Here is a 15912-nt window from a genome sequence, read left to right as displayed (position 1 = left end):
GGAGCAAGCTCGCTCCCACAGGGGGAATATCCAACTGTCAGTCGAACGTAATGCCCTGCGCCAGCGGCAACTCCAGCGAGTAGTTCACGGTGTTGGTCTGCCGGCGCATGTACGCGCGCCATGCATCCGAGCCCGACTCACGACCGCCACCGGTTTCTTTTTCACCGCCAAACGCGCCGCCGATTTCCGCACCGCTCGGACCAATGTTGACGTTGGCGATGCCGCAGTCGCTGCCGACCGCCGACATGAATTTCTCGGCCTCGCGCACATCGGTAGTGAAGATGCACGACGACAGGCCCTGCGGCACGGCGTTGTTCAGGCGCAGCGCCTCTTCGAAATCGCAGTAACCGACCACGTACAGGATCGGCGCGAAGGTTTCGCTGCACACCACATCGCTCTGCTCCGGCATTTCAACGATGGCCGGCGTCACGTAGTAGGCATTCGGGAATTGATCTTCCAGTTGGCGCTTGCCGCCGAACACCCGACCGCCCTCGCTCAGCGCCTGCTCCAGCGCGTCCTGCATGTTTTCGAAGCTGTGCTTGTCGATCAGCGGGCCGATCAGATTGCCTTCCAGCGGGTGACCGATACGGACTTTGGAGTACGCGGCTTTGAGGCGGGTGACGATTTCTTCTTTCACCGATTCATGGGCGATCAGGCGACGTAACGTGGTGCACCGCTGGCCAGCGGTGCCGACGGCGCTGAACAGAATGGCGCGCACAGCCATGTCCAGATCGGCGCTCGGGCCGAGGATCATCGCGTTGTTGCCGCCCAGTTCGAGGATGCTGCGGGCAAAGCGCGCGGCGACTTTCGGCGCCACTTCGCGGCCCATGCGGGTGCTGCCGGTGGCGCTGATCAGCGCGACACGCGGGTCATCCACCAGGGCTTCGCCGGCATCGCGACCGCCGATGATTACCTGACTCAGGTGCGCCGGGGCATCGCTGAAATTCTTCAGTACGCACTCGAACAGCGCCTGACAGGCCAGCGCAGTCAGCGGGGTTTTCTCCGACGGTTTCCACACCACCGGGTTGCCGCAGACCAGCGCCAGCGTGGTGTTCCACGCCCACACCGCGACTGGGAAGTTGAACGCACTGATCACACCGACCACGCCCAGCGGGTGCCAGGTTTCACGCATGTGGTGGCCCGGGCGCTCGGAGGCGATGGTCAAGCCGTACAACTGACGGGACAGGCCGACGGCGAAATCGCAGATGTCGATCATCTCCTGCACTTCACCGAGGCCTTCCTGGGTGATCTTGCCGGCTTCCCACGACACCAGTTCGCCGAGGTCGGTCTTGTATTCACGCAGGACTTCGCCGAACTGACGCACCAGCTCGCCGCGACGGGGGGCCGGCACCTTGCGCCATTGTTCGAACGCATGATCTGCGCGACTGATGTGCTGCTCGACTTCGGCCGGGCCTTCCCAGTTCACGGCGCCGATGCGGCTGCCGTCGATGGGCGAATGCACCGGGACTTTGCCGTTCTGGTACAGGGCCGGGTTCACACCAAGACGATCAAGCAATGCGGCAACCATGGGTCACTCCTCAAGCAAAAAACTGAATGTGTGCGGCCGCGTTTTCACGACCGGGCAGGCCTTTAGTTGTAGCGTCAGGAAGGCCATGCAACAAACGACCTTTACGCGAGATATCATTCCGTTTATTCATGCTGCGCAGAAAGACAAGAAAAGGATCGCCCATGCTGAACAAACGCCACTTGCCGTCGATCACCGCGCTGCAGTGCTTCGAGGCCGTGACCCGGCACCTGAGTTTCACCCGGGCCGCCGAGGAACTGAACCTGACCCAGAGCGCCGTCAGCAAGCAGGTGGCGCAACTCGAAGAATTGCTGCAGCACTTGTTGTTTCGTCGGGTACGCCGTCGTTTGCAGATGACCCCGGCCGGCGATCTGTATCTGGTGGAAGTCAGAAAAATCCTGACCCAGGTCGAGATGTCGACCCATTACCTGCGTTCCTACGGCGGCGAAACCGAAGTCCTGCGCGTCTCCACACCTTCGACCTTCGGCGCCCGCTGGCTGGTGCCGCGCCTCAAGGGCTGGCGCCTGCGGCATCCATCGATTCATCTGGACCTGTGTAACGAGCAGGAAGCCGATGACTTGCTGCAAGGGCGCAGCGACCTGGCGTTCTATTTCGGCCAGGGCTCACGTCCCGGCACCGAATGCCTGAAGCTGTTCGGCGAAGAACTGGTGCCGGTCTGCGCGCCCGGCAGCCTGCCGGAGACTCCGTTGACTGATCCAACGCAACTCACCGATCTGGTGCTGCTGCAAAATGCTTCGCGCCCGCAGGCGTGGCACGACTGGTTCGACAGCCAGGGCTACCAGACCGAACACAGCTACCACGGCCCGCGCTTCGAAACCTTTTATATGTGCATCCGCGCCGCCCAGGTCGGCTGTGGCGTCGCCCTGCTGCCGAGGTTTCTGGTGGAAGAGGAATTGGCCGACGGCAAACTGGTCATTCCCTGGCAGCATGCAATGCCCAGCACCGATGCGTATTACCTGGCTTATCCGGAACACGCGGCGGAAGTGCCCAAGGTACGGGATTTCGTGAAGTGGATGCTGGAGCAGATCGACAGTCCCGATGCGGTCTGAGGCGCTGTGCCGGGATAAAAATCGCTGGCAATCCCCACCCCGGATATGCGCCACTAGCGCCATTGATTGATACCGCGCCAACGCGCGGCCCGCCTGGAGACCCCGTTATGAGCGAGAGTGTGTTTGCCGATCGCATCGTGCAGAACCTGCTCGACACCGACTTCTACAAACTGACGATGATGCAGGCGGTGCTGCACAACTACCCCAACGTCGAAGTCGAATGGGAGTTTCGTTGCCGTAACAGTGAAGATCTGCGCCCGTATCTGGCGGAGATCCGCTTCCAGGTCGAGCGTCTGGCCGAGTTGAGTCTGAGCGCCGATCAGTTGAGCTTTCTCGAGCGCATCTCGTTCCTCAAGCCGGATTTCCTGCGCTTCCTCGGTCTGTTCCGTTTCAACCTGCGCTACCTGCACACCGGCATCGAGAACGGCGAGCTGTTCATCCGCCTGCGCGGGCCGTGGCTGCATGTGATTCTGTTCGAAGTGCCGCTGCTGGCGATCGTCAGCGAAGTGCGCAACCGCTATCGCTACCGTGAAACCGTGCTGGAACAGGCTCGCGAACAGCTTTACCGCAAGTTCGACTGGCTGACAGCCAACGCTTCGGCGGAAGAACTGTCGCAGTTGCAGGTCGCCGATTTCGGCACGCGCCGCCGGTTTTCCTACCGCGTGCAGGAAGAAGTGGTGAACGTGCTCAAGCACGACTTCCCCGGTCGCTTCGTCGGCACCAGCAACGTGCACCTGTCCCGCGAACTGGACATGAAACCGCTGGGCACCATGGCCCACGAATGGATCATGGCCCACCAGCAACTCGGCCCGCGACTGATCGACAGTCAGATCGCTGCCCTCGATTGCTGGGTCCGCGAGTACCGCGGCCTGCTGGGGATCGCCCTGACCGACTGCATCACCACCGACGCGTTCCTCGGCGATTTCGATCTGTTCTTCGCCAAGCTGTTCGACGGTTTGCGTCATGACTCCGGGGATCCGGTGCAGTGGGGCGAAAAATGCATCGCCCACTATCACAAGCTCGGCATCGACCCGATGAGCAAGACCCTGGTGTTCTCCGACAGCCTGACGCTGCCCAAGTCGCTGGAAATCTTCCGGGCGCTGCGTGGCCGGATCAATGTCAGCTTCGGCATCGGCACCAACCTGACCTGTGACATTCCGGGTGTCGAACCGATGAGCATCGTGCTTAAAATGACCGCCTGCAACGGCCAACCGGTGGCGAAGATCTCCGACGAGCCGGGCAAGACCCACTGCAAAGACCCGAATTTCGTCGCCTATTTGCGACACGTTTTCCAGGTTCCTGCCGTTTCCAGCCTTTCTAGCAAGGAGTGAATTCATGCAAGCCGTACAGCGTGAGATTGCTGAACAGCTCAACGTTCAGCCGCCGTTCGCCGATTACCAGGCCCTCGAAGCGGAAGTCGCCCGACGCATCACCTTCATCCAGGATTGCCTGACCAATTCCGGACTCAAGACCCTGGTGCTGGGCATCAGCGGCGGCGTCGACTCGCTGACCGCCGGCCTTTTGGCCCAGCGCGCCATGCGTGAACTGCGCGAGCGCACCGGAGACGAGGCCTACAAGTTCATCGCCGTGCGCCTGCCGTACGACGTGCAGTTCGATGAACACGACGCCCAGGCTTCGGTGGACTTCATCGCCCCGGACGAGCGCCACACCGTCAACATCGGCCCGGCGGTCAAATCCCTGGCCAGCGAAGTCGCAGCCTTCGAAGGCAAGCACGCGGTGTCGGTGGATTTCGTGCTCGGCAACACCAAGGCGCGGATGCGCATGGTCGCCCAGTACACCATCGCCGGCGCGGCCCATGGCCTGGTGATCGGCACTGACCACGCGGCGGAAGCGGTGATGGGTTTCTTCACCAAGTTCGGTGACGGCGCCTGCGACCTGGCCCCGCTCAGCGGTCTGGTGAAAAACCAGGTCCGGGCCATCGCCCGCAGCTTCGGCGCACCGGAATCGCTGGTGGAAAAAGTCCCGACGGCGGATCTGGAAGACCTGTCGCCGGGTAAACCGGACGAGGCCTCCCACGGCGTGACCTACGCCGAGATCGACGCGTTCCTGCACGGCGAGCCGGTGCGTCAGGAAGCGTTCGACATCATCGTCAACACCTACAAAAAGACCCATCACAAGCGGGTCATGCCGTTTGCGCCTTGAATCCACGGCATAAAAAAAGCGTCCTTCGGGACGCTTTTTTTTGACCTTGTGTTGCTTACTTCAGGGTCACGGTGCCTTTCATCATCGAGATGTGGCCCGGGAACGAGCAGAAGAAGCCGTACTTCTCGTCAGCCTTGAGCTTGGACACGTCGATGGTCAGCGAGTCGGTTTCCTTGGCGCCGATGATCTTGGTGTGAGCGATGACGCGCTCGTCACCGTCCTTCAGGTAGTTCTTGTCGATGCCGGCGGCCAGGCCGTCGGTGGCGATCGGCTGCATGTCGGCTTCTTTGCTGATCACCAGGTTATGGCCCATGACGTTCTTCGGCAGGCTGCCGGAGTGGGTCAGCTCGACGGTGAAGGTCTTGCAGCTCTTGTCGATTTCGATGGCCTTGGTGTTGAAGGACATCTGGTCGGTGGAATCAACGGTGGTTTTGCACTCGGCAGCCATCAATTGGCTGCTGGCCAGCGCCAGCAGGGATACCGCAACAACTTTGGAAAACATGGTGAATCTCCAAGGCAGGGTTAACAAAAACACGAATGGTTGGAAGACTGCCTGAAATCTTCGCAAGTTCCTATGACTTGAGTCAAAAATTGTATACAACTTTCAGGCTATGACACTCATCGAAACAATCTAACAGCCAGACGTTTGGCCGGGCCGTATCTTCAGGGCTCAACGTCTATCTGGAGCATCCGTCATGTCCTTCAACAGCCTGTTGTGCAGTCTGCTCGCCGCCTACGCCTGTGGTGCCAGCGGCACCTATGAAACCCCGAAACGCGAAGTCTAGCCCTTGGATCAAGGCGTGCCAGCCATTACCCTGTGACCGATTGACCCAGGAGGAAGGCATGTCTCTCACATCCGTTTGTGTATTTTGCGGTGCCAACGCCGGCACCACCCCGGCATACACCGAAGCCGCCATTGCCCTTGGCACGGCTCTCGCCGAGCGTAAGCTGACGCTGGTCTACGGCGGTGGCGCCGTCGGCCTGATGGGGATTGTCGCCGATGCCGCGCTGGCGGCCGGTGGCGAAGTGATCGGCATCATCCCGCAGAGCCTGATGGACAAGGAAATCGGTCACAAGAGCCTGACCCGTCTGGAAGTGGTCGACGGCATGCACGCGCGCAAGGCGCGGATGGCCGAACTCAGCGATGCGTTCATCGCCCTGCCCGGTGGCCTCGGCACCCTGGAAGAGTTGTTCGAAGTCTGGACCTGGGGCCAGCTCGGCTACCACGGCAAGCCGCTCGGCCTGCTGGAAGTGAACGGTTTCTACAGCAAACTCACTGCATTTCTCGATCACATCGTCGGCGAAGGCTTCGTTCGCGCGCCGCACCGTGACATGCTGCAAGTGAGCGAATCGCCGCGAACGCTGCTCGATGCTCTCGACCAGTGGAAGCCGACCGTCACGCCAAAGTGGGTCGACCAGAAACCCGGTTAACCCCCGGGCACCGATACAGGGCAGAATACGCGCCGCTCAACCTCACCTTCGACCCCAGAGGATCGCCCATGGCCAAACCCAATTACTCCTTCGCCAAACGTCAACGTGACCTGGCCAAGGAACAGAAGAAAGAGGAAAAGCTTCAGCGCAAGAAACAGATGGCTGAAGAAGCGGCACTGAACCCTGACGGTGAAGTGGCGACCGATGATGATGTTGAGGCACCGAAAGACCAGGCACCCGACGCCTGAGCAACACTGCAAGACCACTGAACACAATCCCTGTGGGAGCGGGCTTGCTCGCGAAAGGGTCGTGACATTCACTATGGATGTGACTGACAAATTACTTTCGCGAGCAAGCCCGCTCCCACATTTGATCTTCACTCCTCCAGTGGCAACACGGTGACGCGGACTTCCGGGTCGTGATTGCCCCCCCCCAGAATCACCCCGCGCAACGGCGAGACATCGGAGAAATCCCGGCCCCAGGCCAGGGTGATGTGCTCCAGCGCCGGCTGCACATTGTTCGTCGGATCGAAATCCACCCAGCCCAGCACCGGGCAAAACACTGAGACCCAGGCATGGGACGCATCGGCGCCGATCAACCGTGGCTGCCCCGGTGGCGGCTGGGTCAACAGATAGCCGCTGACGTAACGCGCCGCCAACCCGCGTGATCGCACACAGGCGAGCATCAGGTGCGCGAAGTCCTGACAGACCCCGCGCCGACGCTCCAGCACTTCCACCAGCGGCGTCGCGACCTGTGTCGCTTCGGCGTCGAAGGTGAATTCGCTGAAGATCTTCTGCATCAGGGCCTGCACACCCAGCATCAACGGTCTGCCGGCCGGGAAACAGCTCTCCGAGAACTCGACGAAACTGCGCTTCAGATGCACGTAAGGCGACTGGAATCGATAGCGACAGGCTTCCAGCAACGAGGCGGACAGCGGCTGGCTGCTGTAGGTCAGCGCGTTTCGGGTCAATTCCCAGGCCGGTGACTGGTGGAAATCCACCACGGGCCGTGCCAGCACCTCGACCGTCAGCCGTGCGTTGACCTGCAATTCATCGTGGGGCCGTTCGAAGGCCAGGCGGGTGAGCGGATTGCCGAAGACATCCTGCTCGTCACGGCGGGTGGTCGGCTCCGGACTGATCAGCAGTTGCTGCTCGGTGCAGCGCTGCCACTCGCATTCGCGCGGCCACAGATGCGCCAGTTGCTGGGCCAGGGACACCGGGCTGTCGTAGCGATAGCAGGTGTCGTGAAGGATCTGGTAATGGGCGCTCATCAGACGGACACCGTGCGCTGGCTGACATCATCGACATGGGCGAAATGGCGCAGGGCCAGACGATCCGACACCTGACTGCTGGCGTCGGCGATCTCCTGCAGCAGGTCCGCCAGACCGTCGAGGGCCGCGCGCACGCTGGATTCGCCGAACAGCGGATTCTCCAGACAACTAAGGTCGAAGCGCGCCAGACGCTCGACCAGCGGCGGCAATCCTGCCTCCCTCGGCACACCGAAATCATCATTCAGCCGCTTGAGGGTGCGGGTCACCAGTTTCAACTGGAACAGCACCGCATGGGGGTTCTGCTCATCCAGCAGCAACAGGTCGAGCACCGGAATCAACTGCGCCACCGCCAGATAACGCGAGCGATAGGTGATGCTGCTATTGCCCAGCTCCAGCAACCACTCAAGCCCGGCCTGATCGAACGCGCCGGCGCCGCGCAGGAACCCCGCGAGGCTGCTGCTGAGAAATTGCAGGCGCTCGATCCGCCGGCCGATCATCAGGAAGCGCCAGCCCTCGTCGCGGGTCATGTCGTCGAGGGCAAACCCGGACAGCGCCGCCAGCGACATCACCAACCGGTTGAGAAAATCCAGCAGCTCGCCGAAATCCGGTTCGTCGGTATCCAGCTCCGAAGCCTCACGCTGTAGCTCCACAAGTGCCTGCCAGTTTTCCCGGGACAGCTTGCCGCGCACTTGCGATGCCGCCCACTGCAAGCGTTGCAGGTTGGAACGCAAACTGAACGACCAGTCCTCGCCGAGCAGTGCCGCGAGCAAGCGCTCCGGCAGTTCACCTTCGTCCGGCAGCAGCATCAGTCGCTCGCCCAGATCCACGGCGGCCTGCAAGGCTTGCGGGTCATCGCCGTCGACGTATCGCGCGAGCATGATCCGCAGCAGCCGCGCGCTGTCGTCGCAACGCTCGCAGTAACGGCCGAACCAGAACAGGTTCTCCACCACACGCGACGGCAGGTACGGATCGCGTCGCACCAGATCAGGCACGCCGATGTTGCGCTGGGCTTTCCACTGCTCACCGCTCGGCGGCCGATCCCCCAGCACCCAGGTGTCCTTGCTCGCGCCACCGCGCTGCATCGACACCACTTCGGCATCGGCTTCGGCCGCGACCCGGGTCAGGCCACCGGGCAGCACCCGATAACCGTCGTGACTGGCCACCGCGTACATGCGCATGCCGATTGCCCGGGGTTGCAGTTGCCCGTCCTCGGGCTGCCAGATCGGCGCCTGAGAAAGCTGGGCGAGTTCTTGCGCAACATACGCATAGGGGCGGGCCTGCATGCGCGTGGCGAGACTTTCACGCTGTTCTTCGCTCAGATCCCGGCCGAATACCGGCGCAAAACTTTGCGACGGAAACGCCGGCTTGATCAGCAGTTCCGGCAACTTCTCCAGGGCCTGGGCCAGCACCGGCGCTTCGCCGCACCACCAGGTGGCGATGGAAGGCAGGATCAGGTCTTCGCCGAACAGGTACTGATTGATCTTCGGCAGGAAACCCAGCAGACCCGGCGATTCCAGCATGCCACTGCCCAGCGCATTGGCCACCAGCACCCGGCCCTGACGCACCGCCTCCAGCAATCCCGGAACGCCCAGTGCCGAATCCGTGCGCAACTCCAGCGGATCACAGAAATCATCGTCGAGCCGGCGCATGATCGCGTGCACCCGGCGCAGGCCACTGAGGGTTTTCAGGTAGACCGTGGCATCGCGCACCGTCAGGTCGCCACCCTCCACCAGCGGATAACCGAGCTGACGGGCGAGATAGAGATGCTCGAAATAGCTTTCGTTGAAACGCCCCGGCGTCAGCAACACCACCAGCGGTGCGTCATCGTCGCAGGGAGCCTGACGGGCCAGGGTTTCCTGCAAGGTGCGGAAGAAGCCGGCCAGGTGCTGCACTTTCAGATCCCGGTACAACTCGGGGAAGGCGCGGGACACGATGGTGCGGTTTTCCAGCGCATAACCGGCACCCGATGGCGCCTGGGTACGATCCGCCGTCACCCACCAGCGCCCGTCCGGCGTGCGCGCCAGATCCACGGCATACAGATGCAGAAAGGCCCCGTCGGGTGGCGTAATGCCCTGACAGGGCCAGAGGAAGTTGTTGTGGCCGAACACCAGTTCCGCCGGCAACAAGCCTTCGCGGATCAACTGCTGCGGGCCGTACAGATCCGCCAGCACCGCATTGAGCAAACGTGCACGCTGGGCGATTCCGGCCGACAGTTGTTGCCACTCGTCAGCGGCGATCACGTGGGGCAGCAGATCCAGTTCCCACGGACGATCCGCGCCCTTGGGGTCGGCATAGACGTTGTAGGTGACGCCGTTCTCCTGAATCTGCCGGGTCAGCAACGCCTGACGCTGCACCAGTTGCGCCGGGGTGCTGCGCTGCAATTGGTCGACCAGTCGCCGCCAGTGCGGGCGCACCGCTCCGCTGTCGTCGAGCAGTTCGTGATAGGTGCCCGCTGTCAGCGGGTAGCGGTCAAGCAGGTCAGGCATGGAAAGCTCGGCAGCCGGCAAGGAACGGTCAGACTAACGCAGGCACATGACGCCCGGATATACGAAAAATCCGTGGGTCGTGTACGAATCAAAAACGTCGTAAATCGAGAGTCATCGGTAGCTCGTCGGAGATTGTCAGGTTCGGTATCGGAAGTTTCCCCGGCGTATGTCCGATGCGGAAGAAACGCGCCATGCGCCGGCTCTCCGCCTCGTTGGCATTGACTGGCAGCGTTTCGTAATTACGCCCGCCCGGATGGGCGACGTGGTACTGGCAGCCGCCCAGCGAGCGCTGCATCCAGGTATCGAGCAGGTCGAACACCAGCGGCGCATGCACCGGGATCGTCGGTTGCAAGCAGTTGGCCGGTTGCCACGCGCGGAAACGCACGCCGGCGACAAACTCGCCGACCCGCCCGGTCGATTGCAGAGGCACCGGAATGCCGTTGCAGGTCAGCAGGTAACGCTGCGGCGGCAACCCTGTGAGCTTGACCTGCAAACGTTCCAGCGATGAATCGACGTAACGCACCGTACCGCCCGCCGCGCCCTCCTCGCCCAGCACATGCCAGGGTTCAAGGGCCTGACGCAATTCCAGCTCGATGCCATTGACGGCGTAATCGCCGACCTTGGGAAAGCGAAACTCCAGATGCGCGGCAAACCATTCGGCACGCAGCGGATAACCGGCATTGTTGAGTTCGACGATGACGTCGGCAAAGTCCTGCTCGATGAAATGCGGCAGCAGGAAACGGTCATGCAACTCGGTGCCCCAGCGCGCCAGTTTCGGCGGTGCATAGGGCTCGCGCCAGAATCGCGCCACCAGTGCCCGAAGCAACAACTGCTGGGCCAGGCTCATGCGCGCATGGGGCGGCATTTCGAACGCACGCAATTCCAGCAGACCGAGACGCCCGGTGGCGCCGTCCGGTGAATACAGCTTGTCGATGCAGAACTCGGCGCGATGGGTGTTGCCGGTGACATCGATCAGCAGATTGCGCAACAGCCGATCCACCAGCCATGGGGCGCACTCCTCTTCCGGCGCCGGCATCTGCGCGAAAGCGATTTCCAGCTCATACAACGCATCGTTGCGCGCTTCGTCGACTCGCGGCGCCTGAGAGGTCGGGCCGATGAACAGACCTGAAAACAGGTAGGACAGCGACGGATGGTTGTGCCAGTAGCTGATCAGGCTGCGCAGCAGATCCGGACGGCGCAGAAATGGTGAATCGCCCGGCGTCGCGCCACCGAGGACGAAATGGTTGCCGCCGCCGGTTCCGGTGTGTCGACCGTCGACCATGAATTTCTCGGTAGACAGTCGGGTCTGGCGCGCTTCTTCGTACAGAAATTCGGTGCGCTCGACCAACTCGTCCCAGGTCGCCGACGGCTGCACGTTAACCTCGATCACGCCGGGATCCGGGGTGATGCGGAAGTTGCTCAGGCGCGGATCGCTCGGCGGCTCGTAGCCTTCCAGCAGCACCGGACAGTGCAATTCTTCGGCAGTGGCTTCGATGGCGGCTACCAGCTCCAGATAATCCTCGACCCGCTCCAGCGGCGGCATGAACAGATACAAGCGGCCTTCCCGGGCCTCGGCGCAGAGCGCGGTGCGGGTCAGCCAGTCGGCGGACTCGTCGATCTTCGGCACCCGTTCGTCCGCCGCAGCCGGCGCGTCGTGTCGATTGAGTTGCGCAGAGTCGGGCAGTTCGGGGAAGTCCTGATTCGGATCGTTCGGGTGAATGAACGGATACTCCGCCGCCTTCACCCAGGGCTGCGAACCCAATGGCAGGCGATAGCCCAGCGGTGAGTCTCCCGGCACCAGCCGGCAATGTTCATCGCGCAGATACCAGCGCCCGCTCTGCCATTGATCACCCTTGGCGGTGCGCGCCAGCGGCAGCACCTGACCGATGACCTTGTCCAGCCCCTGACTGAACACCTTGCGCAGTCGCGCACGTTCCAGTGGCTCCTCCAGACGCGAGTCTTCGGCGCTGACGTTGCTCGGCAAGGCGCCTTCGCGCCAGAGGTAATAGAAATGGTCTTCGTAGGCCGGGAAGACAAAGCGTGTCGGCAGTTTCAGGCGCTCGGCGACACTCGCCAGAAAGCGCCCGGCCAGTTCACCGGTGGCGCCGTAATCCTGCTGTTCATCGGCAATCAATGCGTTGTTGTGCCAGATCGGCACGCCGTCGCGGCGCCAGTAGCAATTGAGCGACCAGCGCGGCAGCTGCTCGCCCGGATACCACTTGCCCTGGCCGAAATGCACCAGTCCCTTGGGGGCGTAATGTTTGCGCATACGCTGAAACAGCTCGGCGGAGAGCCGGCGCTTGTCCGGCCCGAGCGCGGCGGTGTTCCACTCGGCGCCGTCGGGGTCGTCGATCGACACGAAGGTCGGCTCGCCGCCCATTGTCAGGCGCACATCGCCTTCCAGCAGGTCGGCATCGATCTGCCGGCCCAGCGCCTGGATCGCCAGCCATTGCTCATCGGTGTAGGGCTTTGTGACCCGCGGCGCTTCCCAGATCCGCTCTACCGACATTTCGTGGCTGAACTCGCACTCGCAAGGCTCCACCAGACCGCTGATCGGCGCCGCCGAGGACGGATCGGGACTACAGGCCAAAGGAATATGCCCTTCCCCGGCGAACAGTCCGGAGGTCGCATCGAGGCCGATCCAGCCGGCGCCGGGCAAGTACACCTCGCACCAGGCGTGCAGATCGGTGAAATCCACTTCGGTGCCGGACGGGCCGTCGAGGCTTTTCACATCCGCAGTCAGTTGAATCAGGTAACCGGAGACAAAACGCGCCGCCAGCCCGAGGTTGCGCAGCAGTTGCACCAGCAACCATGCCGAGTCGCGGCAGGAGCCGGAGGCGTGTTCGAGGGTGTGCTCCGGGGTCTGTACGCCCGGTTCCATACGGATCAGGTAATTGATGTCTTCGCTCAGACGCTGGTTGAGCGCCACCAGGAAATCCACGGCCGGCAACGGCGTGCGGTCGATGGCGTCCAGATAGGCCTTGAATTTCGGGGTCAGCGGCAGGGTTTCGAGGTACGGCGCCAGCTCCTTGCGTTCATCGGCGGCGTAGGCGAAGGGGATTTTCTCGGCGTAGGGTTCGAGGAAAAAGTCGAACGGGTTGAACACCGCCATCTCTGCCAGCAGGTCCACCTCGATCCGCAGTTCGGCGGTTTTCTCGGGGAACACCAGCCGTGCGAGGTAGTTGCCCTGAGGGTCCTGCTGCCAGTTGATGAAGTGCTGCTCGGGAGAGACTTTCAGTGAATAAGACAGAATCCGCGTGCGGCTGTGGGCAGCCGGGCGCAGCCGCACGATCTGCGGGCCGAGTTCGACAGCGCGGTCGTAGCGGTAATGCGTGACGTGATGCAATGCGACATGAATCGACACGGCGTGCCTCCTGCGAGCCCAAGCGTATTCGAAAGCGCGCAAGACTTATGCCATGCAGGGGCTTGGGCGCTTTCCCGGAATGCTTAGGGCAGTACAGCACCAAAATCGGGCGATGCGGTGAAATGGTTTGGCACAGTTGCACGCAAATGTTGCGAGGCACAACGCAAAACGCCAACCCGAAGGTTGGCGTTCTGTTTTGGCTCAAGTGCGTTTCAGCGCGGTACGACCGGTTTGCGTGCCGGTTTCGGCCCTTTGCCTTTCGCCGCTTCCTTGCGCTCCTTGGCGGCCTGCTGGTTGCGGGCGAATGCCGCGGCCTTGGCCTGCTCACGCTTGTCCCAAGGATTGCCGCCGTCGCTGGCGCGCGGTGGCAGACCGGTGTGCTGGGTGAGGATCCTGGTGGTCTTCTCTTTCGCGACCTTGTGGCTGCCGGCCGGCGTCGAGTTCTTGCGACGGGCACTCTGGTAGCTGTCGGTGGCCGGCTGGTGCAGCGGGATCAACTGGTTCTTGCCCGGCCCGATCAGGTCGGCGCGGCCCATGCGGGTCAGCGCTTCACGCAGCATCGGCCAGCCTTTCGGGTCGTGATAACGCAGGAACGCCTTGTGCAGACGACGCTGCTCCTCGCTCTTGACGATGGTCACGCCGTCGCTCTTGTAGGTGACCTTGCGCAGCGGGTTCTTGCCCGAGTGGTACATCGCGGTGGCGGTGGCCATCGGCGACGGATAGAACGCCTGCACCTGGTCGGCACGGAACCCGTTGCCCTTGAGCCACAGCGCCAGGTTCATCATGTCTTCGTCGGTGGTGCCCGGGTGCGCGGCGATGAAGTACGGAATCAGGTACTGCTCTTTCCCCGCTTCCTTGGTGTACTTCTCGAACATGCGCTTGAAGCGATCGTAGGTACCGATCCCCGGTTTCATCATCTGGTTGAGCGGACCTTCCTCGGTGTGTTCCGGGGCGATCTTCAGGTAACCGCCGACGTGGTGGGTCACCAGCTCCTTGACGTACTCCGGCGACTCGACCGCGAGGTCGTAACGCAGGCCGGAGGCGATCAGGATCTTCTTCACACCCGGCAACGCACGGGCGCTGCGGTAGAGCTGAATCAGCGACGAGTGATCGGTGTTCAGGTTCGGGCAGATGCCCGGGAACACGCAGGACGGCTTGCGGCACGCGGATTCGATTTCCGGGCTCTTGCAGGCGATGCGGTACATGTTCGCGGTCGGGCCGCCGAGGTCGGAAATGACGCCGGTGAAACCCGGGACCTTGTCGCGGATCTCTTCGATTTCGCGAATGATCGACTCTTCGGAACGGTTCTGGATGATCCGGCCTTCGTGCTCGGTGATCGAGCAGAAGGTGCAGCCGCCGAAGCAGCCACGCATGATGTTCACCGAGAAACGGATCATGTCGTAGGCCGGGATCTTTTCCTTGCCATACGCAGGGTGCGGAACACGTGCGTAAGGCATGCCGAACACGTAGTCCATTTCTTCAGTGGTCATCGGAATCGGCGGCGGGTTGAACCAGACGTCGATCTCGCCATGCTTCTGCACCAGCGCACGGGCGTTGCCCGGGTTGGTTTCCAGGTGCAGCACGCGGTTGGCGTGGGCGTACAGGACCGGGTCGTTACGCACCTTTTCCATCGATGGCAGGCGGATCACGGTCTTGTCGCGGGTCATCTTCGGGCTGGCCAGGATCTGTACGACTTTGGCTTCTTCCGGATCTTCAACCGGGCCTTTCTCCTGCTCGATCGCGCAAGCCTGAGTGTCCTGGGTGTTCACATACGGGTTGATGATCTTGTCGATCTTGCCCGGACGGTCGATGCGCGTGGAGTCGACTTCGTACCAGCCTGCCGGCGTGTCGCGACGGATGAACGCGGTGCCGCGCACATCGGTGATGTCTTCGATCTTGTGACCGTAGGACAGACGCTGGGCGACTTCGACAATCGCCCGCTCGGCGTTGCCGTACAGCAAAATGTCGGCGCTGGCGTCGATCAGGATCGAGTTGCGCACACGATCCTGCCAGTAGTCGTAGTGGGCGATGCGGCGCAGGGAGGCTTCGATGCCGCCGAGCACGATCGGCACGTGCTTGTAGGCTTCCTTGCAGCGCTGGCTGTAGACCAGGCTCGCGCGATCCGGACGCTTGCCGGCCATGCCGCCCGGGGTGTAGGCGTCGTCGGAACGGATTTTCTTGTCCGCGGTGTAGCGGTTGATCATCGAGTCCATGTTGCCGGCCGCGACGCCGAAGAACAGGTTCGGTTCGCCGAGCTTCATGAAGTCGTCTTTGGACTGCCAGTTCGGCTGGGCAATGATCCCGACGCGGAAGCCTTGCGACTCCAGCAGCCGGCCGATGATCGCCATGCCGAACGACGGGTGATCGACGTAGGCATCACCCGTGACAATGATGATGTCGCAGGAATCCCAGCCAAGCTGATCCATCTCCTCCCTGCTCATCGGCAGGAACGGGGCTGGTCCGAAACATTCGGCCCAATATTTTGGATAGTCAAATAACGGCTTGGCTGCTTGCATGTTGATGACCGGTGTTGAGGTGCAAAATCGCGAGCGCGGAATATAGCACAAAAAATGACCAATTCCGACGGCTGTGGTCGGAAATAT

The 15912-nt window shown here is 62.1% G+C and carries 11 protein-coding genes; 5 read left to right on the top strand and 6 right to left on the bottom strand.

The features are described 5' to 3' along the window. Positions 1–37: 37 nt before the first annotated feature. The gene (gene amaB, locus KJY40_RS03820; RefSeq protein WP_230735095.1) at positions 38–1528 is read right to left on the bottom strand and encodes an L-piperidine-6-carboxylate dehydrogenase; all 1491 of its coding nucleotides are present in this window, start codon (positions 1526–1528) and stop codon (positions 38–40) included. Between the two features lie 161 nt (positions 1529–1689). On the opposite strand from amaB, the gene KJY40_RS03815 reads away from it, so the two are divergent. From KJY40_RS03815 to nadE, 3 genes are all read left to right on the top strand, one after another. Beyond that, positions 1690–2595, top strand: coding sequence for a LysR family transcriptional regulator (locus KJY40_RS03815; protein WP_230735093.1), 906 nt, complete (start codon positions 1690–1692; stop codon positions 2593–2595). 107 nt (positions 2596–2702) lie between these two features. Beyond that, the gene (gene pncB / locus KJY40_RS03810; protein WP_085685119.1) at positions 2703–3926 is read left to right on the top strand and encodes a nicotinate phosphoribosyltransferase; all 1224 of its coding nucleotides are present in this window, start codon (positions 2703–2705) and stop codon (positions 3924–3926) included. 4 nt (positions 3927–3930) lie between these two features. Continuing rightward, on the top strand, positions 3931–4758 hold the full coding sequence (gene nadE / locus KJY40_RS03805; RefSeq protein ID WP_085611050.1) for an ammonia-dependent NAD(+) synthetase: 828 nt from the start codon (positions 3931–3933) through the stop codon (positions 4756–4758). 55 nt (positions 4759–4813) lie between these two features. On the opposite strand, the gene azu is transcribed toward nadE, so the two are convergent. Further along, a complete protein-coding gene (gene azu / locus KJY40_RS03800) occupies positions 4814–5260 on the bottom strand; it encodes an azurin (RefSeq protein WP_007950684.1) in 447 nt (148 codons plus the stop codon). A 341-nt stretch (positions 5261–5601) separates the two neighbouring features. Between azu and KJY40_RS03795 the strand changes: the two genes are divergently transcribed. Together KJY40_RS03795 and KJY40_RS03790 are read left to right on the top strand one after the other, a co-directional pair. Then, positions 5602–6189 (top strand): LOG family protein, encoded by a 588-nt coding sequence (locus KJY40_RS03795; RefSeq protein WP_230735090.1) that lies wholly within the window; start codon positions 5602–5604, stop codon positions 6187–6189. A 68-nt stretch (positions 6190–6257) separates the two neighbouring features. Beyond that, complete coding sequence (locus KJY40_RS03790; RefSeq protein WP_007950694.1) at positions 6258–6437, top strand: hypothetical protein; 180 nt, start codon at positions 6258–6260, stop codon at positions 6435–6437. 128 nt (positions 6438–6565) lie between these two features. Here the strand turns inward: KJY40_RS03790 and KJY40_RS03785 are convergent, their stop codons facing one another. From KJY40_RS03785 to KJY40_RS03770, 4 genes are all read right to left on the bottom strand, one after another. Beyond that, a complete protein-coding gene (locus tag KJY40_RS03785) occupies positions 6566–7459 on the bottom strand; it encodes a transglutaminase family protein (protein ID WP_230735088.1) in 894 nt (297 codons plus the stop codon). Further along, positions 7459–9945, bottom strand: coding sequence for a circularly permuted type 2 ATP-grasp protein (locus KJY40_RS03780; RefSeq protein WP_230735086.1), 2487 nt, complete (start codon positions 9943–9945; stop codon positions 7459–7461). Before KJY40_RS03780 ends, KJY40_RS03785 begins: the two co-directional genes overlap by 1 nt. Positions 9946–10033: 88 nt before the next feature. Then, positions 10034–13309 (bottom strand): transglutaminase family protein, encoded by a 3276-nt coding sequence (locus KJY40_RS03775; protein WP_230735084.1) that lies wholly within the window; start codon positions 13307–13309, stop codon positions 10034–10036. Positions 13310–13521: 212 nt separating this feature from the next. After that, positions 13522–15825, bottom strand: coding sequence for a YgiQ family radical SAM protein (locus tag KJY40_RS03770; protein WP_230735082.1), 2304 nt, complete (start codon positions 15823–15825; stop codon positions 13522–13524). Between the last annotated feature and the right edge of the window lie 87 nt (positions 15826–15912).

It is taken from the genome of Pseudomonas fitomaticsae (assembly GCF_021018765.1).
Classification (GTDB): Bacteria; Pseudomonadota; Gammaproteobacteria; order Pseudomonadales; family Pseudomonadaceae; genus Aquipseudomonas; species Aquipseudomonas fitomaticsae.
The sequence above is the reverse complement of the archived record's forward strand: the minus strand, read 5'-3'. Positions and strand labels throughout refer to the sequence as shown.